The sequence below is a fragment of the Vibrio sp. Vb1980 genome (genome assembly GCF_033338615.1).
GTDB classification, from domain to species: domain Bacteria; phylum Pseudomonadota; class Gammaproteobacteria; order Enterobacterales; family Vibrionaceae; genus Vibrio; species Vibrio alginolyticus.
Genome location: NZ_JAWOSZ010000001.1, coordinates 207,504 through 233,367, shown reverse-complemented (window position 1 = coordinate 233,367; position 25,864 = coordinate 207,504). Strand labels below are relative to the sequence as shown.

The window sequence follows — 25,864 nt, the reverse complement described above, 5'->3', positions numbered from 1 at the left end:
GGTTTTGAGCCGCTACAAAGTGATAGCCATTTCATATTTTTGACTCTAAGCCGTCACATAAAGTAATTAAATTACACGAATATTTTTATATTTAGGGTGGTTGACCTTAGTAAGACAAAGTTTTTAACTTATAGTTTCCTAAAGGTAGCAATAAATATTAAATAAAGTATCTCCGATGACACGACTTCTCTCTCGCCCCTACCCCCTGGGCGCAACATTGAATAAAGAAGGCTGTAACTTCTCTATTCATGCTCCAGGCGTAAAAGACATTCAACTGGCATTGTTTGCAGACAATGGCAGCTACGAGCTTCACGGTTTACCGAATGAATACGCTGGCATACGTCATACTTTTATTCCAGATATTAAGCCGGGGCAAAAATACGGTTATCTTGTCTCCCACAAGGACGAGCCACTGTTAATTTCTGATCCGTACGCAAAATCAATAGATAAAGCCCTCCACTATCACCCTCCCTACTCTCCAGCCAAAAGTTTCGATATGCCGAAGTGCGTCGTTATCGAAGATGATTTTGACTGGCAAAACACGGATCACCCGCGTATACCCAGAGAAGAGATGGTGTTGTTTGAGACGCACGTCAAAGGGATTACCCAACGCCACCCAGAGGTTGAGGACAAGCTGAGGGGGCGCTATTTAGGTCTTGCATCACCTGAAATGCTGGCCTTTTACGAACAACAAAACATCAACACGCTGCAATTGCTACCTGTCGCAGCATGCATGCATGAGCCTCACCTACTAGAGATGGAAAAGGTCAATTATTGGGGATACAACCCTTATCTCTTTATGGTGCCCGATCCGCGCTACGCAGAACAAGACGCCGTTACGGAATTAAAAACAACAATTCGCGAATTGCATAAAAACGGCATCGAAGTGATTCTCGACGTGGTTTACAACCACACTGCTGAAGGTGGTGAAGGGCCTACAATTTTCAACCTGAAAGCCCTCGACTCCTGTTTTTACATCAAACATGGCAACCACTTCGCCAATTACACTGGCTGCGGAAATACAGTGGATCTCACCTACCAACCAGCCTTAAACCTTGTGATGGATACATTGCGCTACTGGGTTAGCGAATTTAAAGTCGATGGCTTCCGTTTTGACTTGGCTGCAACGTTAGGTCGACAGGGCGATGATTACAACCCAGAAGCAGCTTTCTTTAAAGCCGTTGCGCAAGACCCAATTTTGCGTGAAACCAAATTGATTGCCGAGCCTTGGGATATTGGTCCAAATGGCTACCAAGTGGGTAACTTTCCATTTGGTTGGAACGAATGTAATGACAAACTGCGTGATATTTCCCGCAGTTTTTGGCGCGGTGATCAAGGCTATTTAAAAGAGTTTGCCACTCGATTAATGGGCTCTCGTGACATTTATAGTGCAGCGAACTGGCCATACAAACTCACCGTAAATTACATCACGTATCACGATGGCTTCACACTGCAAGATTTAGTGTCTTACAAGCACAAACACAATGAAGCTAATGGCGAAGAAAATCGCGACGGCCACGGTGACAACCGCTCAGAAAACTACGGTGTCGAAGGCGAGACAGAAAATCTGATGATCATCGCCACGCGTGAGAAGCAAAAACGCAACCTTATTGCTAGCTTGCTGTTTGCCTTCGGTATCCCACACATTCTCACTGCTGATGTTCTGTCTCACACCCAAGGCGGTAACAATAATGCCTATTGCCAAGACAACGAAACCAGTTGGCTGAACTGGGAAGAGACAGAACGTAAGCAACATTTCAAAGCATGGATGTCACAAATGGTCGCCAACCGAAATCAATACATGGTGCCATTTATCCGAGCTTTCAGTGGCGAGAATCGCAATAACAACCGTATTTTCTGGCGCCGTACAGACGGTCGCTTAATGGAGCACGATGATTGGAACCGTTTAAGCTCTGTCGCACTTCACCTTGGTATCGGTAAAGAAGGGCAAGAGCTGGTTTACCTCATCAACCAAACTAACGCCACAGCGCGCTTTAAACTCCCCAATGAGCGAAAGCAAGAATGGGTGACGATCTGTGATACAAACGTACGTAACCTCAACCCAGGACATGCTGAAGGCGAAGTCTTGCTGTCACCCACCTCAATGGTGATTTTGCACTATCAACCAAACCAAAGCACACCAAAAGGTGAGCAAACGCATAGCTAAGTTATAAACGCTCCAAAAAAAGGAAAGCCGATGCATCTCAGTGCTTCGGCTTTTTGTTGGTTAGATTTGCCTAACTCATTATTCGCAAGGCGGCGCTAGGTGAATCAAAGCTAACCCACCCAGTGACGTCTCGCGGTATTTCTTGTTCATGTCTTTGCCCGTTTGGTACATGGTTTCAATCACCTTATCCAACGAGATCAAACATTTACTATTACGCTTTAATGCCATACGAGAAGCATTGATCGCTTTCATTGCCCCCATCGCATTACGCTCAATACACGGTACTTGCACTAAGCCACCGATTGGGTCACAAGTCATGCCTAGTGAGTGCTCCATGGCGATCTCGGCCGCAATACAAATTTGCTCATTGCTGCCACCACGTAGCGCGGTCAAGCCAGCTGCCGCCATGGAAGAAGACACGCCAACTTCGCCCTGACAACCCACTTCGGCACCCGAGATAGACGCATTGGTTTTGTACAAGATGCCAATCGCACCGGATACAGCAAGGAAGTCTTTAAGCTGTTTAGTATCAAGCTCTTTGATGAAGCGATGGTAGTACATCAATACTGCCGGAATCACACCCGCCGCACCATTGGTTGGTGACGTTACGACTTGTCCACCAGCCGCGTTTTCTTCACTCACAGCAAAAGCAAACAGGTTAATCCAATCCATGATTTCCATTGGATCGTTTTCAATCGCTGCATTTGCTTCAAGCTTCTTCAGCAAGTTAGGCGCACGGCGGGTCACATTCAAACCGCCATCCAAGATACCTTCTGTCTCGAAACCACGCTCCATGCAACGCGTCATCACACGCCAGATCTGTTCTGCGCGTTGATTGATGGCTTCCATATCCTGAAACGCTTGTTCGTTTTTCAGAATCATGCCGCCGAGGCTCATGCCATTCTTCTCAGCCTGTGCCAACATTTCGTCTGCACTGGAGAATGGAAACTCAACTTCTACGGGTGAAGTCGCGCTGCCATTTTGCAGTTCATTCGCCGTTGCGATGAAACCACCACCGATAGAGTAGTAAGTTTCAAACCCAACCTGATTGCCGTGTGCATCTAAAGCAGTAATCGTCATGCCATTCTCATGTAGAGGAAGGTTCTCTTCATGGAACAACATGTCCGTTTTGTAGTTGAATTCGATTTCATGACGGCCATCGACAGACATCATGCCCTCTTCAATCGCCTTGCGCATCGCTTTGTTCGCAGAAGCGATTTTGATGGTATCTGGTTTGTTACCCAACAGACCCAAAATGGTTGCACGGTCAGTATGGTGACCAATCCCCGTTAACGAGAGTGAGCCGTATAAATCGACTTGAATACGAACCACTTTTGCCAAGTTCGATTCAATCAAACGAGTGAAATGGTAGCCCGCGATCATTGGACCATTGGTGTGAGAGCTAGAAGGGCCCACACCAATCTTGTAAATATCAAAGATGGACAGCATAAACTTACCTATTACGACAATGCAGCATAAAGCCAATCAGGGAGAACCATACAAGCAGCGATGGTCGCCACAGCGAACACCAACAGCCCGTAATGACTTGCGGTTGGCTTTGCAAAAAGATGTTTTTGATTATTGATAAAGATTTGTTGCTCGGCAGTCACAGCGCCCCAACGACGGCTCACTAACACACCAAACAAAAGGAAGACGAACGTACCAATTGGCGCGAACCACGGCCAAGCCACGTCGAGATACATTGCAGTAAACACCGCAATCACACTCATGATACTGCCAACGATCACGCCTTTCTCATTGGCTTTCGCCCAGAATAAGCCAAGCACGAATGACCCAAGACGGATACCAACAAAGATGGAAGTCAGGCTAGCGATGGTTTTGAGTACCGATTCATTCGATACCGCCAGAAGAGCTGGCACTACCACCATAGCCGCAGCGAGCAAACTCATCTTTCTTGCGACTTTTTCGTAGTGCTCATCATCGGCACTCTTGCGAACGAAACGCTTGTAGATATCGAACGTTGCGACGGTCGCCATTGAGTTGTAGGTAGAATCCAAGGTCGACATTGCGGCCGCCGCCAATGCGGAAATGATCAAACCAACGACGATTGGGTTAGTGTGGTTGAAGACGAAATCCAAAATCACTTCGTTGCTGTTTTCAAACGATTGATCTTGATAGAAAACACTCAAAAGAACACCGAGTACCGCGAAGAATAAGTACACAAAAAATGCACCGTAACCACACAACAGCATCGACTTCTGCGCCGTCTTTTCACATCTCGTCGCTAACGTGCGTTGGATGATCAATTGGTTGGTGCCGTACACACTCAAATGCAAAAAGCTCACGGCAACCACGCCAGCCCAGAGTGTGGTATCTACGCCTAAATCAAAGTCTAAGTTGATGATATTCAGGTGATTACGAGAAAGGTAATCTGCCGCATTAATCTCTGTCATTAGAATGGCAAAGATAGCGATGCTGCCTGCTACCAATACTGCAGATTGCAACATATCGGTCCAGATCACCGTGGAAATCCCACCCGCATAGGTATAGCAAGCGGTGAAAATACTAATGTAGATAATGGCTTCAGAAATACTGATAGGCAGAACTTGCACTAAGATCAGCGCCACGGCATACAAAATCACACCCGCAGAGATACATTGAACCACAATGAACACAATCGAGTTGATGGTTCTTGCATACACCCCAAAGCGGTGCTCAAGGTATTCATAAATCGAAGTCAAGCCCAGCTTATAGAAGACAGGCACAAAGAAAATGACGGTGAAAAAGATAACGATGGGATAGTTAAGGTGAATACTCATCGCTTCCATGCCAGAGCTATAAACCCAACCAGGCATCCCTACAAACGTCATCGCACTAATGTAAGTCGCAAGTATCGAAACACCCGCCGTAAACCAGCCAAATTGCTTTCCACCCGTAGAAAAGTCGCCACCATTGCTGTAGCGCTTGTTCACTAAATAGCTGATTAATATGGTGATTAACACGTATAACGCAATCACCACAAAACTTGAGTACGTAACCATTTCAGGGTTTCCATAATTCTGGGTGCTAATTATTTGTGCTTGGATATTACTTTAAAAAAGCATATCTAAACGATAATCCCGCCATAACTGTGACTATAATCACCAATATAGACGGTTATATATTCAAAAATGCCAAAAAGACCGATTTAATGAGACTCCCATCACTAAAAATCACAAATTGGGTACGCATTCATTTTAAAATTGATATTGATCACGGATCTAATGACCTTAAAAAAACTATGATTCACCACGACACGAAATCGAAGATGATCCCAATAAGATCGTGTTCTTTAAGTTTGAATAGCAACAAATCCTAAGTGAAATAGAGGTTTATCGGTCATGAATGCCAAAAGACACATGAGCGAAGTTCCTATGATTCAAAGGGTAGCTGCCTATCTAGCGATACTGGTTGGTTACTTTTTCTATTGTTATAACTTTGTAATTATTGACTACGTACGCCCATACATCGTTGAAGCGTATGATGGTATTAGCCTGTCAGACACTGCCCAGTTCTATACATGGCAGTCGGTTGGTGCACTTATCGGTGCATTGAGCTGTGCTTGGTTCGCAACAAAATTTGGTAAGAAATCCACTCTTATTACCATCACAGCCCTAAACGGTGGCGCAACGATCATCAATATGATGTTCACCGACTACACAACATGGGCAGCAATGCGTTTCATCATTGGTTTGTCACTGGGTGGTTACTTCACCGTGGCAGTAAGCTTGATGATCGGCCTATTTACGCCAACGGTACGTGGTAAGTTGACGGCATTCGCGTCTTCTATGTTCTCTGTAGCACTGATGGTAATGGGTGCGTATGCAGCATTTATTGCAAGTATTGATGCACCATGGGAAAGCCTAATGCTTGTCGGTGGTATCCCACCATTGGCAGCGGCTGTTGTCATGATCTTTGTACTACCTAGCGACAGCAAAGTGATCGCTTACGGTGAAGAAGAGCAAGCAAAAGCAGAAGAATCAGATGCACCAGCGAAAAAAGGCTCTTGGGGCGAAATGCTAAGCAAGCCTTACCGTAAGATCACTCTAACGTGTCTATTACTGGCTGGCCTTAACTTCTACGGTTTCCAATTCTTTGGTGGCTTCGTAACCACATACCTACGTGATGTACGTATGTTCGACGGTGCAACCATCGGTCTCATCTTCTCTATCTCAGCATTTGGTTCACTGTTTGGTGCGTGGTTCTGGGGTTGGGTAGCTGACAAATTCGGTCGTAAGGTGAACGCATTTGGCTTCATCCTAGCGGGCATCATGGTTTCAATCTTCTTTGTTGCACCTGGCGACATGGTGATTGGCGGCCTAAACATGCTGGCTCTACTTGGTTTGATTTACAACTTCGGTCTGTCTTCTTCAGCGGTATGGGGTGGTTACTTCTCAGAACTGTTCCCAGCACACCTACGTAGCTACGGCGCAGCGCTATTCCACGGCGGTCGTATCCTCGGTATGTGGGCACCAATGGTACTTATCTTCATCCAAGAGCGTACCGACCTACAAACCGCAATGTGGGGTTCACCAATCGTATGGATCCTTGCTGGTCTTCTATGGCTATCACTGCCAGAGACACTAAAAGGCGGCGTGTTCGATAAGAGCAAAAAAGCCGAAGCAGCAAAAGCGTAACTGAATTTCAAAAACTCCGGCTGGCTCCCCGGCCGGATGAAAAAACTTAGTTTCGAGTCCTGTTCCCAAAGCCGACTCGACAGCAAATAAGAGAGTTTATTATGTCTAAATATCAAGAAGCAAAACGCGTTGTACGTGAATACTTCAGCGCAATGGAAAACGCAACTCACGAGAACGTGGCAGAAGTACTAAAAGCACATACTTCAAAAGATTACCTATGGCGTGGTGTTTACCCATTCCGTGAGCAACAAGGCGCTCAAGCAGCGGCTGACGTTTTCTGGGCTCCTTTGATGAAATCAATGACTCGCATGCAGCGTCGTCAAGACATCTTCATCGGTGGTGAGAACGAAGTAACATCAGGTGAAATCTGGGTAATGAGCATGGGTCACTTCATGGGTCTATTCGACGCTGAATACCTAGGCATGCGCCCAACTGGCAAAATCATGAACATCCGTTACGCAGAGTTTAACTGTGTTGAAAACGGCAAGATCACTAAGACTGGCCTATTCCTAGACCTTCTAGGTGCGATGGACCAAGCGGGTTGTTACCCACTACCACCATCAACAGGTAAGCACTTCGTATACCCTGGTCCTCGTAACCACGACGGTCTACTGTTCGAAGACGCAGCACCAGAAGAAGGCGTAGCAACACTAGCACTAGTGAACAAGATGGTTGATGACCTATCTGCACTAAACGACAGCGGTGCTATGGGTTGCCCACCAGAAGTTCTTGAGAAGAGCTGGTCTAAAGACATGATCTGGTACGGTCCATGTGGTATCGGTGCGTCTTACACAATCCCTCGTTACCAACAGCAGCACCAATTGCCGTTCCGTAACAACCTGAAAGACAAGAAGTTTAACGGCCACGTATGTCGTTTCGCAGAAGGTAACTTCTCTTGTTTCTTCGGCTGGCCAAACCTATCTAACACGCCAATCGGTGGTTTCCTAGGTATGACAGGCGGTGAAGTACGTGCAGACATGCAAGTGGTTGACGTTTACTACCGTGACGGCGACAAGCTATCTGAGAACTGGGTACTGATCGACCTTCCTTACTGGCTAAAACAGCAAGGTCTAGACGTGTTCGAGCGTACTCAACAGATCCTAAACCCTTCTCTATAAGAAGTCCTAGGGGCGGATTGTCAACCCGCCTTTATGTTGCCTGAATCCCCTCTCGGTTCAGGCGACATGCTCCCAACTCGTGCCTCAAGGATGGGGCACAACCTCAAGATAGAACCCTTATTCAAAACGGGCATGAACGCACGGTGGCTTTCTGCGCCCTGAATAATGAGATTGATGATGAAAAAATCGACCCTTTCTGCAGTGATTTTAGCAGCGCTTACTTCTAGCTCAGCCTTTGCTGCACACACTTTTGTTAATGACGCTGGCGACAGCCTAACCATCGATGGCCGTTTCGATCTTCGCTACCAAGACCGTGGCGGTGATGACAACGGCGAATGGAACAGCGGCAGCTCACGTTTCGGTTTGAAAGGCCAAATGGGTCTGGATAACGGCTGGACTGGTTTCGGTCACGCGGAATGGGGCTACAACTCTGGCGCGAACGGCGACAACATTTACGACCGCTTGCTATACGCAGGTGTTGATCACGAAAAATACGGCAAGATTGCTGCGGGTACTAAGCAGTGGTCTACCTTCTACGACGTAGCATGGTACACCGATTTAGGTCGTGTATTCGGTACTCGTGGCTCAGGTGTTTACAACCTAGCTGACTGGGGTATCGCATCCGGTGCTGGTCGTGCGGAAAACTCAATTACGTACCGTAATTCAATTAATGAAAAAGTGAGCTACGGCTTTACTTACCAAACCACGCGTGAAGATGTTGCTCTAGCAAGCAATGCGACAGCCTCACTGAAAAACGGCATGGGTGCGTCTATCACTTACAAACCCGTTGATGGCGTAACACTTGGTGCGGCTTACCATCAAAATGAAGTTGCGGATCTAGACGCAAGCGTGGTTGGCGTAGAAAACGGCGACAACATGCGCATCATGCTATTGGGCGCAAACTACAGCAACGGTGGCTTCTACGCAGGTGCGACTTTCCACGTTGGTGAAAACTGGGAAGCAGTGAGCCAAGGCGGTACGGACGTAATGTTCGATACCCTAGGTGGCGAAATCTACACTTACTACCACTTCGACAACGGCCTACGCCCAACGTTGAACTACAACTACATGGAAGATCGCGGTGACGAGACGCAAGGTTACGAGCGTAACTTGCTGATTCCTGGTGTTGAATACCACTTCCAGAAGAACAAATTCCTAGTTTGGACTGAATACCAATTCGACCTAGGTAAAGATCAGTACGATGGCAGCAAATTCGAAAATCGTGATGATCAATTCGCGGCAGGTATTCGCTACTACTTCTGATAATACTCATCGCTCACCACCTATACCCAAGTAGCCTTAAGGTGGTGAGTGATGAAGTTCTTATCAACACAAAGCAAAGTTATCTTGAAGCCAAGTAGTCATCACTTCACTAACCATTAAAGGCTGCTCCAGCGTAGATAGATGCCCACACTCAGGGATAACATGAAGCGTGACGTTTGGGATGCATCTCTCCATGAGCAGGTGATTGTCTAGCGGACAAAGCTTATCTTCTTTACCTGTTATCACCAACGTAGGAACTTGAATGTCCGCCAATAAAGGTCGAGCATCCGGGCGAGTTGCTAACGCTTTAGCATGCGCTTCAAATGCCTCCAAACCTACATTGACCGCCATGCCTTCAATACGCTCAGTTAACGCTTTGTCTTGCAAACGGCTGGGATGAATCAGCACAGGCATCAGAGTGTCAGGCGTAATGCGTTCAAACTCACCATTTAATGCCTGATTAACCAGTGCATCACGCTTTTGTGTCACCTCTGGCTTTTCATCTGCTGCATTGGTATCCATGAGGATCAAGCCTTTGACTCTGTTTGGCGCTTGACGGTACACCTCAAAGGCAAGAATCCCACCCATTGATAAGCCCCCCAAGACAAACTCCCGCGGTGCGTCTTGCAACACTCTCTGCGCCAGCTGTTCCATTGACGGCAATGAAGCCAGCGTCGGGCATGTAGGCTCAACCCAACTTGGCAACGCTCGGTTGATATCCTCAAACAATGTGCCATCACAAAGTAGTCCGGGTAGCCAAACTAACGAGGTGGGTTGCGTCATTTTATTCTCCTGCCAGCGGCTTTGGTTGATCAGAGCCAAGAATGCAATACGTCAAACTATTACCACGCAAGTTCGTCAGTGAGTATGACGCACCTTCTGGAACATTCAGCACATCACCGCGCGTTAAAACAACACTCGCTTGTTCGCCTTGATGCGTGAGGACCACTTCAGTATCGCCATCAAAGTTGATAAGCACTTGTTTTTCTTCTCGCCAGTGTTGAGGAATCGAGCCACCTTCAGAAAGCTCATAAGCCATGATGCTCACTTCATCTTCACTCTTTACTTGGAAGTCATAACTCGCCAAAGGATGACCCGTTAAGGCGTATTGTTTCACGTTGCTTCCGCTGAAATCGCCTTTGATTTCACGATAATCTTTTTGCAGAGCGACAAATGGCATCATCTCTTCTGCGGTGTAGGTATCGAAGGTCGCGAGCTCTTCTTCGGTAAGCAGCGGCATCAATTCTGATTCTTGTGGCACCGGGTCGCCATTAATGGTGTCCACGAGTGTGCCATCGGCTTTGAGGTATAAACCATAACCTTGACTGTCTTTAATAACGTTTGGATGCCAAATAACGCCGCCACCTGAATCGTCGCCGCCAAGTACCGAGAACATAAAGCCGTAATCGCGGCCAACCACTTCAAATCCACGGAAGAGATTGGTTGGAATCGAGATGACGTCACCGTGAGACAACACCGCCTCATGCTCTCCATCGTTCCCCCAATAAAAACGGAACTGACCTTTGAACACCAAGAAAAGCTCGGCGGTACGATGAGAGTGCAACGAATTTTTGATGCCCGGCGGTTGGCCTGCGGCACCAATGTTAAAGCCCGCCGTATCGCGAATATGAACATGCTGACGACTGCTCTCTGCCACCCCTGCACCGATAATGCAAAAGTTATCTTTGAGATCACTGCCTGGCGTGCGCGCATCAATAAACGCACTCGTACCCGGAATCAGTTCCATGTAGCGGACCAGGTTATTATTCATTTTAGATTGTAGAGTCATTGTAAATCCTTGTTGTCCTTGTTTGGACCTAGCCTTTGAATTGTTAGTTACAGACCTAAAGGTCGCCCACCATCAACCGCGATGGTATTGCCTGTCGAGAAGGTAAGAAGATCTGCCGCGGCGTACACGGCTTGAGCGACTTCTTCATCATTGGCTAAACGCTTAAGCGGTGTGGATTGTTCTTGTTGATTACGCCATGCGTCATCCAAGCCTTTGACAAACTCAGTGTCGACAAGCCCTGGAGCAACAGCCAGAACTCGAACCTCGGGAGACAGAGCGCGAGCTAAAGAACGGGTCATGTTCTCCGCGGCAGATTTACTTGCACAGTAAGCAATGTTGCTCCCCATCGCAGTCTGTGCCGCGATAGAAGTAATGTTCACCACACAACCATTGGCTTGCTTAAGCCAAGGCTCAAACGCTCGAACCATGGCAAAAGGCGCACGGACGTTCACTTGGAAAATTTGGTCAAACAGCTGGTCATCTAAACTTTGCAAATCAGAGTGCGCGACGAATTTCGTCATCCCCGCACAGTTGACCAACAAATCCAGCTTGTCGCTTATTTCACTGACTTGATGTTTAAGCTGTTCAATCGCACTAGAATCTGCCACGTTCAATTTGAATGCTAGATGCTCGTTACGTGGCAGCGAGGAAAGCACATCCTCGGCCGCTTTCTGATTACTGTTGTAAGTCAGAATTACGCGATATCCCGATTCAGCTAGCTTGCGACAAATGGCGGCACCCAGTCCGCCACTGCCGCCTGTGACTAAGGCAAGTTTCGACATATTACGCCTCTTCCACTTTGCCTTTGTAACGGCGCACACGAATATCCGCTTGCTCTTTGTGGCCAGCAAAACCTTCGAGTGCACACAAGCGAGAGCAGTACTCGCCGACTTTTAAGGATGCCGCTTCCGTCACACGCTGGTAAGTACAAGTCTTGATGAACTTCCCTACCCAAAGACCACCGGTATATCGTGCCGCTTTCTTCGTTGGCAGTGTATGGTTGGTACCAATACATTTGTCGCCGTAAGAAACGTTGGTTTCACGACCTAGGAATAAGGCACCGTAGTTGGTCATGTTATCTAGGAAGTATTTAGGATCTTCCGTCATCACTTGAACGTGTTCAGAAGCGATATCGTCTGCCACTTCCACCATTTCTTCGTAGCTATCGCATACGATCACTTGTCCGTAATCTGCCCACGCTTTACCCGCAACTTCCGCCGTTGGAAGAATAGTTAGCTGACGTTCAATCTCTTTGATAGTTTCTTTTGCAAATGTCTCGCTGTTGGTCAACAAGACAGCTGGGGAGTTGTAACCGTGCTCGGCCTGACCAAGCAAGTCCGCCGCTGCCAATTCAGGGTCACAGCCTTTCTCATCAGCAATGACTAAGGTTTCAGTTGGGCCTGCAAACAAATCGATACCGACGCGACCAAACAACTGACGTTTTGCCTCTGCTACAAATGCGTTACCCGGCCCTACAATCATATCGACCGGTGCAATAGTCTCCGTCCCCAGAGCCATTGCACCTACCGCCTGAACACCACCGAAGCAATAGATTTCATCCGCACCCGCCATTGCCATCGCAGCGACAATCGCCACATTCGGCTGGCCATTAAACGGTGGCGCACAAGCAATAACACGTTTTACGCCCGCGACTTTCGCCGTCAGTACACTCATGTGAGCGGATGCAACCAATGGGTATTTACCGCCAGGGATGTAACAACCCACGCTGTTGACTGGAATATTTTTATGCCCCAGTACCACACCAGGCATGGTTTCTACTTCGACGTCTTTCATTGAGTCACGTTGAATTTGAGCAAAGTTTCGAACTTGTTGCTGAGCGAACTCGATATCATGACGAGTCGATTCATCAAGCGCATCCACACAGGCTTGGATTTGCTCTTCTGACAGGCGGAATTGCTCCGGCGACCAGTTATCAAACTTTTCAGACAACTCACGTACAGCGCTATCACCTTTCGATTCAATATCAGCAAGAATGTTTTCAACAATCTGACGCACTTTTGCGTCGTTTGATGCTGATACTTCTTCAGTGATTCCGTTTTTTAAAATGCGTGCCATTGGGTTTCTCCTTGAACATTGAGGCTGACGAACGGTTATTTTTATGCTTTTGGATACGAATGCAAAATAAGATTAAACACTTAATTAACATTTGACAAGTTAAGTCAACAAACCACAAAAACAATCCTTAAGCCTTTGCATTTATTAGTTTAAACAAATAAAAGCAAGTAATAAGGACCTTAATTGAGTTTAATTTTTAATCAAAAATGAGTTTTAGATCACATCATTTTTACTCATCATTTACATTTCTACATGTTAGTTTTTGCATACCTTTGCAAAGGAGAGAATCATGAGCAATTTTAAACAACGTCTGAATCAAGAAACGATATTAGGTACATTTGTTAAAACCCCTCACCCTCACATTATCGAAGTATTGGCACTGGCAGAGTTGCCTTTTGTGGTACTGGATGCAGAGCACGCACCTTTCGATCGCTCCTCGCTTGATCTGTGCATCATGGCGGCCAGAGCGAATGACCTCGCGTGCGTGGTACGAGTACAAGACAGCGCCCCTTCAACCATTTTGAATGCGCTTGACTGTGGCGCGGCGGGTGTACAAATTCCCCATGTTTGTACTGCTGAGCAAGCGACGCAACTGGCGAAAATCTGCCATTACGGAGAAGGTGGCCGAGGGTATGCTGGTTCCAGTCGAGCAGCGCAATACGCCACTAAGCCCATGGTTGAACACTTAAAAGACAGCCGTGCGAATACGATTGTCATTGCACAAATTGAAGACCCTCAAGGGGTTGAAAATGTTGAAGCGATTGCCAATGTTGAAGGAATTGATGCGCTCTTCATTGGCCAAGTTGATCTCACTGTCGCTTATGGTGCTGATAGCGTTCATGATGAGAAAGTCGCACAAGCAAGTATGCGAGTAATCGAAGCGGCCAGAGCCGCCAATAAACCTGTTGGCATGTTTGTCGCGACGGCTCAACAAGCTCGGGAATGGCGTGAACTCGGCGTTAGCTTCTTTTGTGTTGGCTCTGAACACAAAATGATCATTGATGGCTTCAAGCAAGAGAGAAATGTGATGAATTCTTGAGTTTTCTCTGATATTTACGCCTTATCAATGTAATGCTCTAGACACAGAAATCCCCTAGCCCATACACTCAGCACGTATGAGAAGGTTCAATGGCCTTAAATAAGGAGTATCACCATTAAAGCGAAAGTAACTTCGATCGACGTCGCGAAGATGCTCGGCGTCTCTCAATCGACGGTATCTAGAGCATTCAGCCCGACTGCGAGTATTAGCGAGAAGAAACGCAAAATGGTGATGGATGCCGCAGCTAAGCTCGGATACACACCGAATGCCATCGCCCGAGGTCTGATTTCGAATCGTTCAGGCTTAGTGGCGATTGCGTTAGATAGCGAATCAAACCCAATGTACGACATGCAATCTCGTGCTTTGGCTGTCGAAATTCAAAAGCGAGGCGGACAAGTTGTGCTTTGCCCTATCGACAAGGACGACCTCGATCTCGCCATTTCACGCGCCATTGAATACCAAGTGGACGGACTCGTTATCGCCACCAGCCGTTTAACCTCACGCGCGTTTGCCCAATGCGAAAAGTTTGGCGTTCATTTAAGCTTGATTAACCGCTACGCCGAGGGTATTAATGCCAATAGCTCTGGTATTGATAACCGATTGGCGGGCCAACAAGCAGCCGAGTATTTAACGCAGAAAGGCGCAAAACAGTGTGCTTATATCAGTGGCGATGCTGGCTCCATGACCAGTGAAGAGCGTTGGCTGGGTTTCTCTTCAAAATTGCAAGAACTCGGCTCCCCGTCACCAACCTTTATCCAAGCCAAGTACAGCTTTGAAGCAGGCTTAGAAGCGGCGAAAGCGATCTTGTCGCACACTAGCAAACCCGATGCAATTTTTTGTGCAAACGACATCCTCGCCATGGGTGTGATGGATGGCTTGCGACAAGCCGGAGCAAAGATCCCCCAAGACTTCTCTGTGATGGGTGTAGATAACATTCCGATGTCTGCATGGCCGAGCTATGATTTGACCACCATTGCTCAACCAGTCGACAAAATTGTTAAACGAGCGGTTGAAGATTTGATGAATCGAATCAACGGCAACCTGGATGCAACTGGCGAATACCTTTTCGAGCAAGGCACCTTGATCGAACGTAGTAGCACCACTTAATAAATCCATTTTTATTCATTCTTCATAAACAAAATGTCTTGCTTTCGAGTAAGGCATTTTCTGTGATCACGATTAAATTTTCACCAATCGTTATTTAATTCCTCATCAATTCATCAATCTTGTTATTGACTTGTTACTTTAATGTTTTATTTTGGATTCGTATGCAAAATGGATATGAATTGCTCAACTAATTTATAAAAACATAAAAAGTTGTGTGACTTGCCGACGAATGCCCATGGCAGGTCATACCAGAAACAAGGAAGAACGATGAAGAAAGCAATCCTTACTTCACTTACCGCACTGGGACTTGCATTTAGCAGTATGAATACGTTTGCAACCAGTGTTATTCGTCTTGCTCATGACAGTCAAGAAACCTCTCCCGTACACAAAGCAATGCTCTATTTCGAACAAGAAGTGGAAGCTCGCTCAAACGGTGAGATAGAAGTTGAAATCTATCCGGCAAGACAACTAGGCGATGTGCGTGAGACGACTGAACTCGTGCAGCAAGGCAACTTACAAATGACGTTTGGTGCGTCAGTTTTACTCTCTCCCTACGTCCCAGAGTTTAACGTGCTCGACGTGTTCTACCTTTTTGATAGCGAAGAGCAAGCACACAAAGCGCTCGACAGTGAGAAGATCGGACAACCATTGTTGAATGCTATGGAATCAAAAGGCTTTCATGGACTTGGCTTTATGGAGGTCGGCTTTCGTAGCGTGACCAACAACAAACAGCCAATTGATAGTATTGAGGACCTGAAAGGGCTAAAGATTCGCTCGGCATCTAACCCCACTCAAATAAGCGCGTGGAAATCTATTGGTACTGCGCCAACACCTCTGTCTTGGGGAGAAATTTTCACCTCGTTACAACAAGGCCTGATTAACGCTCAAGAAAGTGCTATCTACTCTATTTATGCCGAACGTTTTTACGAGGCACAAAAGTACCTCTCTTTAACTAACCATATATACACCAACTACGTGTTGTTCATGAACAAATCGTTTTGGGATTCACTGCCGGCCGCACAACAAGCGCTGATCAGTGAAGTAAGCAAAGAAACCATCGCAAAACAGCGTGAGCTCGCCGCTAAGCAAAACCAAGAAGTAATCAAAGAGCTCGAAGCAAAAGGCATGACGGTTAACATCGTCCCAGACGAGGTACGCAGCATCATGAAAGAAAAAATGAATGCAGCCGTGTACCAAGATCTGCGTAGCAAGACAGGTGAAGACTTGTTTGACAACGTGATTGCCGAGATAGAACGCCTATAACTCCCACTCTTTTGCACGATCTGGCAACAGGTCGTGCTTTCTCGTTTTGGAGGTGAACATGAAGTGGTTTCGCTTACTAGACAAATACCTAGAACCTACCCTTATCGTTATCGCGATCTCGACGATGACAACTTTACTGTGCTTGCAAATCGCACTACGCCTATTTGACGCAACGATCGCGTGGGCTGAAGAGCTGGCACGTTATTTATTCGTATGGGCGATGTACCTGAGCATCAGCTATTGTATCCGAGATGATCGACACATCCGCATTCGTGTGTTCATCGATAAACTTCCGGGCAATTGGACGCAATTCAGTTTGATTGTTTCTGATCTTATCTACCTTGCCTTTAGTGCCACTGTCGCCTGGTTTGGATTTAAGGTGATCAATCGCAGCCTGCAACTCGGTCAGATTGCACCCGCAATGGAAATTCCTATTGCGTGTTTGTATGCCTCTGTTTTAGTTTGCGCACTATTAAGCTGCGCGCGCCTAGTGACAAGCATTTATCAACGTGTGAACGCGTGCTCCACCAGCAATGAACGAGTTCGCTTTTCTCGCCAACGCTATCGCCATATCAAAGCAAAGTACCGTACTTCTAACCGACTATTGGAGTTTAACGCATGACGTCTGCACTTTTGTTTGGCAGCTTTGGTCTGCTTCTGCTCATTGGCGTTCCGGTCGGTATTGCTCTGGCGGCAGCCAGTATGGTCGCGATACTCAGTCTGCCGTTTCTTAACATTGAGTTTTTAGTCCAAGGAATGGTAACAGGGCTCGACTCTTTCCCTCTCCTCGCCGTCGTTCTATTTACCTTGGCAGGTAACCTTATGAGCCAAGGAGGGATCTCAAAACGATTATTACACGTGGCGGAGGTCTTCTTTGGCCACTTTACTGGTGGGCTTGGCATCGTCGCCATTGTGGCGTGCATGTTCTTCGCTTCCATCTCTGGTACGGGGTCTGCCACTGTTGCCGCTATCGGCCTGACGATGATTCCCTCGATGGTGAAGAAAGGCTACGACCGCAGCTTTGCCGGTGCCTTGATAGCCTCTTCCGGCGGAATTGGCGTCATTATTCCACCCTCTGTGGTGATGATCGTCTACGCGATCACAGCTGAAGTCTCGGTCACCAAGATGTTCATGGCGGGAATCATTCCTGGCTTGGTCGTCGGTATGGTATTGATCGGCTATTGTCTAATTGTGTCAAAAATGCGGGGCTACACAGGTAACGAGCGCAAAGCGACCTGGGCAGAGCGTCTTGATGCGTTAAAAGAAGCCAGTTGGGCAATGCTACTACCCGTGATCATTCTCGGCGGTATCTATTCTGGTATCTTCACACCTACCGAATCAGCCGCCATTGGTGTGCTCTATGGCTTATTCTTTGGCATGTTTGTTTATAAAGAGCTCAAACCAGCGCAAGTGGTGAAAATCATTCTAGAGTCGTCACTGTTAGTTGGCGCTGTGCTCGTCATTGTGGGTGCGTCCGTGACGTTTGGCCGCATATTGACCCTAGAACGTCTGCCGACTGAAATTGCTCAGTTCATTCTATCGATTACCGAAAACAAACTTCTGATACTGCTTTGCATCAATGTCCTGTTGTTGCTCGTCGGTACCTTTATGGAAACGCTGGCAGCGATTGTTATTCTCACACCAATTCTGTTACCCATTACGTCAGCACTCGGCATGGATCCCGTTCATTTTGGTATCGTGATGATCGTGAACTTGGCCATTGGCTTTGTTACGCCTCCTCTGGGAGCCAACCTGTTTATGGCAAGTCAGGTAGGCAAAGTACCGATAGAGTCGCTCTCTAAAGCCATCATGGGTTGGATTGGAGCAATGATAGTGGCCTTGATGTTGATTACCTTCATCCCTGCCATCTCGCTATCATTACCTGCGCTTTTATCCTGATCGTTGCACTCATAGAGCGCTTATGACTGTTATAGCCACTAGATAAATACCTTTCTAGTGGCTTATTCGTTATCTACTTCCGATTTAATAAAAAAGCCTTTAAGCATTCGTATGCAAAAGGAGAATTTGAAAGATATAAGGATAATTGACACCAAAATAGCTGAATATTAGCGATAAAGTCTATTTGGGTGCCTTGATCTGCATGATTATCAGTTTTGGCTTAATCATTTGTTTCCATTCAAACAGATCAAAATAAATTAAGCGATTAAAAAACAATAAGATATTAGGAAATTCATACAAAAAACTTTGACCTCCTTTCTTATTAACACGTCTCGATAAGAGATAGCTTCCATCTCTCCTGTACTTTTTTTAGTTTATTTTCCGCTCAATTGTTAAAAATCTGATCATCAGCACGCTATTTAAACAATCGAAAAACAATCCGTTGACAAAATGGCAACATGATATATTTTGAATACGTAATCAAAACATAATTATTCAATTACGGAGGTGATTTATGGCCATGGTTGGCTTCGATGAAAAGTGGCGTGATTTTCCCGACTACATTCTTGGTATCACAAAAGAGATTTGGGAAGACCGAGGTTTAAACACCTTAGAACACTACTACTCTCCCGACATTGTTGTGCGTACTCCACTCTCTATCGTTCAAGGAAACGAAGGGGTGATCAGTGCAACAATGGCGACACTGGCCGAGTTTCCCGATCGCACGCTATATGGCGAAGACGTCATTTGGTCAGGCACCCCGGAACAAGGCATGCTTTCTTCTCATCGAATCATCTCTACTGCAACACACAGTGGCAACGGCTTCTATGGGCAAGCTTCGAACCGCAAGCTTCGTTTCCGTATTATCGCAGATTGCCATGCTATCAATAACCAAATCAATGACGAATGGTTGGTTCGCGATCAAGCCGATATCGCGAAACAACTGGGCATGACGTCAGAAGAGTTTGCACGCCAACAAATCGAATTTGAAGGTGGCGTGGAATCAAGCCCATTTCCGTTCACTCCTGAAGTCGACATTCCTGGACCTTATTTGGGCGTAGGCAACGACAACGAATATGGTCAGCGCTACGAAGCAATTCTCAGAAGCCTTATGAATGCCGAGTTCTCAATAGTACCGAAAGAGTACGACCGCGCTTGCATCGGCGAATACACTGGCGGTCAAACTGCCCTATCACACTCGGAAGTCGATCATTTTTGGATGGCACTTCGTGCGTCTTTCCCAAATGCTCAATTTACCGTTCACCATCGTATTGGCCGAGATGACGACATGATGTCACCACGCGCGGCAATTCGATGGTCTTTGCACGGTAAGCATGAGGGATATGGGATGTTTGGTAAGCCTTCAGGAAAAGAGGTTTACATCATGGGATCAGCCACGCTGAGTTTGGCCCTTGGGGTCTTCGTCGCGAATTCACTTTGTTTGACGAGACCGCAATCTGGAAGCAAATCCTGCTTCAGCAAGGCTAACGGCTGACTAAACACTATTTATTAAAATCACAGACAGTAAGGAAGCAACATGTCACTCAACATCATCGAACAGTTCTACCAGAACTACTTCAAAGCCGCAGACATCGAGCAAAAACAGGCCGCTCTGCAAACTTTGAACCCTGACGTAAAATGGTGCGTGGCGCACCCTGTGAACGATCTTAATGGCCCAGATGCAACCCACGAATCTTTCCTCTCACCACTTGTTAATGCTTTGCCTGACGCCGAGCGCCGACCAATAATTGTTATGCACGGCGAATACGAAGGCCGCACTTGGTACAACTCTACCGGCTACTTTATCGGTACATTTGAACAACCACTGTTTGGCATCCCAGCAACAGGGAAAACACTCTACTTGCGTTACACCGAAATGGTGTGTGTGGAGAACGACCAAATCACCGAATCTTACATGATCCCAGACTTCATCGACGCGATGAATCAAGCAGGCTGCAACCCTCTTCGTAAAAGCTTAGGTCACGATGGCTTGGTTCCTTCTCCTGCAACTTCTAACGGTATTCAACAATCTGTTGTGTCTTTGGAAGAAAGTGAAAAGAGCGCCCAGCTGGTTGAAGATATGCTGTCTTGCTTGGGTCGTTTTGATGGCAAAGATCTTTTCTCGATGGATTTAGAAAACTACTGGCACAATGACTTCATGTGGTACGGCCCTGCTGGTATTGGTACTACGCGCGGTATCAAAGGTTTCCGTAACCACCATCAAGCGCCATTTGTGTTTGCGTTCCCAGATCGAAGTGTCGATATTGAGGTCAATTTTTTGGCCAAAAATGACTACGTATCCACAGGTGGTTGGCCACATATGCATGGTACTCACACTGGTCACAGTGGCTGGCTCGGTCTTGCCCCAACCGGAAAACACATCGAACTTCGCGTTATGGACATTTGGCGACGCGAAGGCGATTTACTGAAGGAAAACTGGGTGGCGATCGACATCGTTCATATCCTGCTGCAACTTGGCTATGACGTGTTTGCACAAATGAAAGAACAGTTAGAAGGACCTAATTATGCATGAGTTTGGCGCACTTAACTGGAGCATCCTTGGGGGATACATCGCCCTAACGCTAGTACTGGGTGCGGTGATTGGTAAGCGAGTCACTTCAGCTAGCCAATTCGCTTTGGGTGATAAGAGCATCCCTTGGTGGGCGATCGGTATTTCTGTCGTTTGTACTTACGTGAGTGCCATGTCTTTCCTTGGCGGGCCAGCTTGGTCTTACAAAGAAGGCCTGTCGGTTATCGCGATTCACCTCAATTATCCGCTGGTGATCTTCTTCATCGTGGCTGTGTTTATGCCGTTTTTCTACAACAACGGTTTAACCTCCATCTACGAGTATCAAGAACGACGCTTCGGTAAGGCTTCACGACTGACTTTGTCGTTTATCTTCCTTATCAAACAAGCATTGAGCTCGGCAGCCGTACTCTACGCGACAGCAATGATTTTAGAGTTCATTACTGGTATCGACGTGATGTACTGCATCATGATCGTCACTGCAATTGCCCTTATCTACACCGTAATGGGCGGTATCGCGGCTGTCATTTGGACCGATGTGATTCAAGCAGTAATCTTATTTATTGGCGCATTCATCATCATTGAAGCCGTTTGGAATGGCATGCCTGCTCCAATGACGGAGGTCATGGCAGAACTCAAAGCGAAAGGAATGACCGATGCCCTACAAACAAGTTTTGACCTAAGCCAAGTAACGACTGTATGGGCCGGCGTTATCGCAATGACGATGTTCCACACCACCGTGTATGGCGGTAACCAGATGATGGTACAACGTTGTATGGCCGCGAAAAACATGGGCGATGCGAAAAAGGCAATGTTGATGATGGGCTACGTGGCCTTCTTTATTTACTTTGTCTTTATCTTGCTTGGCGTCCTGTTCAACGCTTATTACGACGGTAAAGAGTTTGAAAACGGCAACACCATCATTCTTCATTATGCGAGTGAATATGGAATGCCAGGCTTGATGGGCATCATTGCCGCTGCGATTCTGGCGGCAAGTATGTCGAGTCTCGATTCCGCATTTAACTCAATGGCGACCGTTTCTGTGGCTGACTTTTACAAACGCTTCTACAAGCAAAACGAGTCGGAAGAGCATTACTTAAAGGTATCGCGTTTCTTCACGGTGGCGTGGGCGATTTTGGTCATCATTCCAGCGATCATGTTTGCCACCAGCACAGGCTCGGTACTGGAAGTGCTGAGTAAGGCAGGCTCTTACTTTGTCGGTGCGAGCTTCTGTATGTTCGTCCTTGGTTTCTACTCAAAACACATTACGGAAAAAGGCTTGTTAATTGGCGTTGCTGCTAGCTTCTTGGTGATCTGGTATGTAGCCGTTGCGACCGATATTGCGTGGCCTTGGTATTGCGTGATTGGCGTCCTTGTGAATGCCGTTGTCGCTTACATTGCTAGCCTTCTCCTGACGGGTAAACAAGATGAAATGCATCTTTACACAGTGAAAGGCCAGCAAGCGGAATATGCTCGTCTAAATAAACCAATCAAGGAAGATGGTTGGTATGTCGTTCCCGGCAAAATCGATGCTCCATGTTATGGCTTACTAGTGATGTTTGTATTCTCGATCGTGATGCTTTGGGGGATCAACGCGTTTACCGACAACGCTCCTATGCTGATTAACTTTATGCGTGGCTGCTCTATTCTTGTCGCTACCGCTTGCATCGGATACATGGGGTATTCACTCCTCTCCCCGAAACGTAAAGTTGCAGTCAAACAAGCAAATTAATGTTCTTTACGTAGATACTGTACGTCCAACAAACGGACAGTATCTACGCTCTAGATCTAGTGCTAGCTCAAAGCAAATCGAATGGGTTAACCCACATTTTGCTTTTTAACACTCCAAAGCCATTATTCTACTTAGGATACCCCGTCAGAACATTTATGAATACGTACCTATTTATGCTAGTCTTATGACCTCAATTACTGGCAACTAAGTTTTATTCATGAAATCAATTAAACACGTAGTCACATCAAAAGATGTGGCAAAGATGGCAGGCGTCTCTCAATCTACTGTATCGCGCGTGTTTGTTCCGGGTAGCTCAGTATCCGAAAAGACCAAGCAAAAAGTCTTTGAAGCGGCTAAAGCCCTTAACTACCGCCCTAACGCCTTTGCACGTAGCCTGACCACAAACGAATCGAAATTGATAGGTTTGGTGTTTCCTGATGCGGATTACCCTATCCATATGAAAACACTGCAGTTAATTTCCAGTGAGTTACAGAAAAAAGGTTATTCTGCCGTATTGATTCCATGGCAAGTGGATGAAGAAGAGGGCCACTCAATCCCAAATATCTTCCAGTATCGCGTCGATGGTGTCATTGCTGCTTCCGCAACCTTCAATAAGTCCCTTTATGAAGAATGTGAAGAGTTTAATATCCCAATTGTTCAATACGCACGAGTTGTTGAAGGTACTAGGAGTAGCTACGTTATCAGTGACAACTACGAAGCAGGCCAACAAGCCGCGCAACTTCTGCACAAAAGTGGCGTAAAGAACGCGGTTTATTTGACGGGAGAAGTGCCAACCTTTACGAATGACGAACGCCAAAGCGGCTTCTGCTCTGAATTTGAAGACCTAACCGGCAAGACGCCACGCATCATTGAAGCCAGCTATGACTACGCGAGCTCACTTGATAAAGTCCGTGCCATACTGGCAGACAAAAATCGGCCTGAAGCAGTGTTCTGTGCAACCGATAACCTTGCGATGGCGGTCATGGATATCGCCCGTATAGAATGCGGGTTGAGGATTCCTCAGGACTTACAAGTCATTGGTTTTGATAATATTCCTCAGACAGAATGGTTAAGCTATCAATTAACCACGTTCCGCCAGGATTTCCGTCGCCTCGCTCGCGAGTGCGTGAAGATCATTGTTGATCAAATTAATACGAAAAACGGCAGCCTAGTAAAAATGATGGTGCCAGTGAAGTTAATCGAGCGCCAGACAACAAAAGCTTAAATAGCTATAGCCAGCCATTCGGTTGGCTTTTTTATTTGCCTCTGAATCCCAAACGGCTCATTTAGTGTTGTAAGCATTAATGAACCCATGTATATTTATGAGCTATTACACTATATGAACCAAAAGAAAAGAGGCTCATAATCCTTATGACCACGTATCTTTACACTCGCTATTCGCCAAAAAATCGAGCTTACCAAGAGCACCTTAATACTCTAAAAGCTTTTGCGCCCGAAGCTCAGCACTTTGAGGATAAGGTTCGTGGTTGCATGCCTCCAACCGAGAGAGAGGCATTCTTACGACTGCTCGATTCCGTCAGAACTGGGGATACGATTGTGCTCTGGTGGCTGACCGCATTTGGTCGCGACTTTAGTCAAGCATTGAACACAATAAAAATGCTACTCGATAAAGGGGTAACATTGAAAACCGTATGTGAATCACTAACTTTTGAGCCAGGTTCTGTTCAAACTCAAACACTACTCACAGTGTTATCTGGATATGGGAAAGTGCAGACTGAACATCGCCTGTTTGCCGCAGAGCAAGGGCGACAGGCCATTAAAGAGCAGCCAGAATTATGGAAACAGAAGTTTCGCGGCCGCCCCGCAAACAAAACCAAACACCAACAGATCGCAACGTTGCTGCTAGAAGGCTACACATTGCAAAACGTAGCAGAGCAATGCGAAGTCAGTCTATCGACTGTGAAGCGGGTCAAAGCAAAGCTAAATGAAGTGGATGACGAAGGCGGCTTAAGATCACGAAGCCAAAAAGGTTGTTTGAATGGAGACCAGTCATGAGTCGCCCAATCAACTCTCATACTATACTACTCGCCTGTCTTATTATTAGCGTTGGCCAGTTGAGCATGGGGCTAGTCATGCCCTCTTTGCCATGGATAGCAAAAGACTTTTCCATCTCCCTCGACCAAGCTCAACTACTTGTGAGTATTTATTTGCTCGGCTTTGGCCCCTCTCAATTTATCTACGGGCCAGTGTCAGATGCTTTAGGACGAAAAAGAGTATTACTTACCGGTTTACTCATCGCGATGTCTGGTCTGCTGATGATTATTTTCTTCAGTGACACATTTACAGGGATGGTGATGGGGCGCTTTTTACAAGGGTTAGGTACAGGATGCTGCGCGGTACTCGCGAGGGCGTCGACTCGAGATAGATTTAGCGGGGATGAACTCCCAGTGGCAATGTCTTACATCGCCATGGCGGCTTCAATCACGCCACTTATTGCACCTGTGATTGGCGGCTTTATCAACTTCCACTTCGGTTGGAGTATGGTGTTTATTTCTCTATTGGGCTATGTCTCGCTGGCCTGGGTAATCATCGCCTTTAAGTTCACAGAAACCATCACAAAACGTTCTGTCATTCCGTCACCCCGAAAAATGTTACTCCAATACAAGAGCTTACTTACGTCTCGTTACTTTATGAGTTTCGCCAGTATCAGTTGGTTAAACTTCAGCTTAATGATTACGACAGTCTCTGTGATGCCATTTATCATGCAAGATCAAATTGGCATGACCTCCGCTCAATACGCGATATGGGCGCTCATTCCCGCTTTGGGTATGTTATGTGGTACCACGATTTGTAACCGAGTAAGGCCAATTATTGGCAATAAAAAAATGCTGCTTTGCACCCCATTTCTTCACCTCGCTGCCGCAATATGGTTATTTTTCTGCCCTGTTGAGCCTCTATTTCTGATGCTAGGACAGCTATTAATGATCTTGGGTAATGGTATTGCCCTACCTTGTGCACAAGCGATGGTAATGCAACCTTATAAAAAGCAAGCAGGTGCCGCAGCGGCAATGTCTGGTGGTGGACAAATGGTCGTCTCCTCATTGGTCAGCTTAACTCTGGTGCAGCTTGGATTGAGTCAAGCATGGCATCTAGCGATCGTTATCGTAATATTTGCATCGCTTACCTTCACCAACATTCAACGTGGCTTTAGTGCAGAGCAACCTTCAGAACAATAACAACAAACATACTATTGTCCTTATAGCTACAACAAATCGTATAAATTTAA

20 protein-coding genes and 1 pseudogene are annotated in these 25,864 nt (G+C 46.5%); 15 read left to right on the top strand and 6 right to left on the bottom strand.

All coding sequences use genetic code 11. The annotated features are described in order from the left end of the window. Positions 1-175: 175 nt before the first annotated feature. Positions 176-2,167, top strand: a complete 1,992-nt coding sequence (glgX, locus tag R7F64_RS01060) for a glycogen debranching protein GlgX (protein ID WP_213966403.1) — start codon at positions 176-178, stop codon at positions 2,165-2,167. Positions 2,168-2,245: 78 nt separating this feature from the next. On the opposite strand, the gene R7F64_RS01055 is transcribed toward glgX, so the two are convergent. Continuing rightward, positions 2,246-3,616 carry an L-serine ammonia-lyase gene (locus R7F64_RS01055; RefSeq protein WP_252043211.1) on the bottom strand — a complete coding sequence of 457 codons (1,371 nt, stop codon included), beginning with the start codon at positions 3,614-3,616 and terminating at the stop codon, positions 2,246-2,248. A gap of 11 nt (positions 3,617-3,627) precedes the next feature. Further along, on the bottom strand, positions 3,628-5,169 hold the full coding sequence (locus tag R7F64_RS01050) for a sodium:solute symporter (RefSeq protein WP_017634478.1): 1,542 nt from the start codon (positions 5,167-5,169) through the stop codon (positions 3,628-3,630). Between the two features lie 339 nt (positions 5,170-5,508). On the opposite strand from R7F64_RS01050, the gene R7F64_RS01045 reads away from it, so the two are divergent. The 3 genes from R7F64_RS01045 to R7F64_RS01035 all read left to right on the top strand — a co-directional run bounded on the left by R7F64_RS01045 (position 5,509) and on the right by R7F64_RS01035 (position 9,185). Further along, positions 5,509-6,804, top strand: a complete 1,296-nt coding sequence (locus R7F64_RS01045) for an MFS transporter (protein WP_005374774.1) — start codon at positions 5,509-5,511, stop codon at positions 6,802-6,804. Between the two features lie 101 nt (positions 6,805-6,905). Further along, positions 6,906-7,922, top strand: coding sequence for a nuclear transport factor 2 family protein (locus R7F64_RS01040; protein ID WP_053350178.1), 1,017 nt, complete (start codon positions 6,906-6,908; stop codon positions 7,920-7,922). 177 nt (positions 7,923-8,099) lie between these two features. Continuing rightward, positions 8,100-9,185: a porin gene (locus R7F64_RS01035; RefSeq protein WP_062730895.1), complete on the top strand. Its 1,086-nt coding sequence runs from the start codon at positions 8,100-8,102 to the stop codon at positions 9,183-9,185. A 63-nt stretch (positions 9,186-9,248) separates the two neighbouring features. On the opposite strand, the gene R7F64_RS01030 is transcribed toward R7F64_RS01035, so the two are convergent. From R7F64_RS01030 to hisD, 4 genes are read right to left on the bottom strand one after another with little or no spacing between them, the layout of a single operon-like run. Beyond that, a complete protein-coding gene (locus R7F64_RS01030) occupies positions 9,249-9,968 on the bottom strand; it encodes an alpha/beta fold hydrolase (protein ID WP_258473891.1) in 720 nt (239 codons plus the stop codon). A 1-nt stretch (position 9,969) separates the two neighbouring features. Then, the gene (locus R7F64_RS01025; RefSeq protein WP_186585589.1) at positions 9,970-10,974 is read right to left on the bottom strand and encodes a cupin domain-containing protein; all 1,005 of its coding nucleotides are present in this window, start codon (positions 10,972-10,974) and stop codon (positions 9,970-9,972) included. A 47-nt stretch (positions 10,975-11,021) separates the two neighbouring features. Next, the gene (locus R7F64_RS01020) at positions 11,022-11,756 is read right to left on the bottom strand and encodes an SDR family NAD(P)-dependent oxidoreductase (protein WP_025768659.1); all 735 of its coding nucleotides are present in this window, start codon (positions 11,754-11,756) and stop codon (positions 11,022-11,024) included. Position 11,757: 1 nt separating this feature from the next. Next, the gene (hisD, locus tag R7F64_RS01015) at positions 11,758-13,050 is read right to left on the bottom strand and encodes a histidinol dehydrogenase (RefSeq protein ID WP_186585588.1); all 1,293 of its coding nucleotides are present in this window, start codon (positions 13,048-13,050) and stop codon (positions 11,758-11,760) included. Positions 13,051-13,339: 289 nt separating this feature from the next. Between hisD and R7F64_RS01010 the strand changes: the two genes are divergently transcribed. The 11 genes and pseudogenes from R7F64_RS01010 (at position 13,340) to R7F64_RS00960 (ending at position 25,814) form a co-directional block, all read left to right on the top strand. Then, on the top strand, positions 13,340-14,089 hold the full coding sequence (locus R7F64_RS01010) for an HpcH/HpaI aldolase family protein (RefSeq protein WP_053307977.1): 750 nt from the start codon (positions 13,340-13,342) through the stop codon (positions 14,087-14,089). 150 nt (positions 14,090-14,239) lie between these two features. Beyond that, positions 14,240-15,196 (top strand): LacI family DNA-binding transcriptional regulator, encoded by a 957-nt coding sequence (locus tag R7F64_RS01005; RefSeq protein ID WP_104976388.1) that lies wholly within the window; start codon positions 14,240-14,242, stop codon positions 15,194-15,196. 267 nt (positions 15,197-15,463) lie between these two features. Continuing rightward, on the top strand, positions 15,464-16,459 hold the full coding sequence (locus R7F64_RS01000) for a TRAP transporter substrate-binding protein (protein ID WP_025768662.1): 996 nt from the start codon (positions 15,464-15,466) through the stop codon (positions 16,457-16,459). A gap of 58 nt (positions 16,460-16,517) precedes the next feature. Next, positions 16,518-17,081, top strand: coding sequence for a TRAP transporter small permease (locus tag R7F64_RS00995; RefSeq protein WP_025768663.1), 564 nt, complete (start codon positions 16,518-16,520; stop codon positions 17,079-17,081). Beyond that, entirely contained in the window at positions 17,078-18,358 is a 1,281-nt protein-coding gene (locus R7F64_RS00990; RefSeq protein ID WP_005383432.1) for a TRAP transporter large permease, read from the top strand. Before R7F64_RS00995 ends, R7F64_RS00990 begins: the two co-directional genes overlap by 4 nt. 514 nt (positions 18,359-18,872) lie before the next feature. After that, a pseudogene (locus tag R7F64_RS00985) lies at positions 18,873-19,846 on the top strand (ester cyclase). A gap of 49 nt (positions 19,847-19,895) precedes the next feature. Then, positions 19,896-20,891, top strand: a complete 996-nt coding sequence (locus R7F64_RS00980) for an ester cyclase (RefSeq protein WP_017634491.1) — start codon at positions 19,896-19,898, stop codon at positions 20,889-20,891. Further along, entirely contained in the window at positions 20,884-22,617 is a 1,734-nt protein-coding gene (locus tag R7F64_RS00975) for a sodium:solute symporter family transporter (protein ID WP_005374733.1), read from the top strand. Before R7F64_RS00980 ends, R7F64_RS00975 begins: the two co-directional genes overlap by 8 nt. A gap of 217 nt (positions 22,618-22,834) precedes the next feature. Further along, entirely contained in the window at positions 22,835-23,842 is a 1,008-nt protein-coding gene (locus tag R7F64_RS00970) for a LacI family DNA-binding transcriptional regulator (protein ID WP_017820101.1), read from the top strand. Positions 23,843-23,988: 146 nt separating this feature from the next. Then, positions 23,989-24,633 carry a recombinase family protein gene (locus R7F64_RS00965; protein ID WP_318071381.1) on the top strand — a complete coding sequence of 215 codons (645 nt, stop codon included), beginning with the start codon at positions 23,989-23,991 and terminating at the stop codon, positions 24,631-24,633. Beyond that, the gene (locus tag R7F64_RS00960; RefSeq protein ID WP_054576560.1) at positions 24,630-25,814 is read left to right on the top strand and encodes a multidrug effflux MFS transporter; all 1,185 of its coding nucleotides are present in this window, start codon (positions 24,630-24,632) and stop codon (positions 25,812-25,814) included. The genes R7F64_RS00965 and R7F64_RS00960 overlap by 4 nt, the downstream gene beginning before the upstream one ends. Positions 25,815-25,864 lie beyond the last annotated feature (50 nt).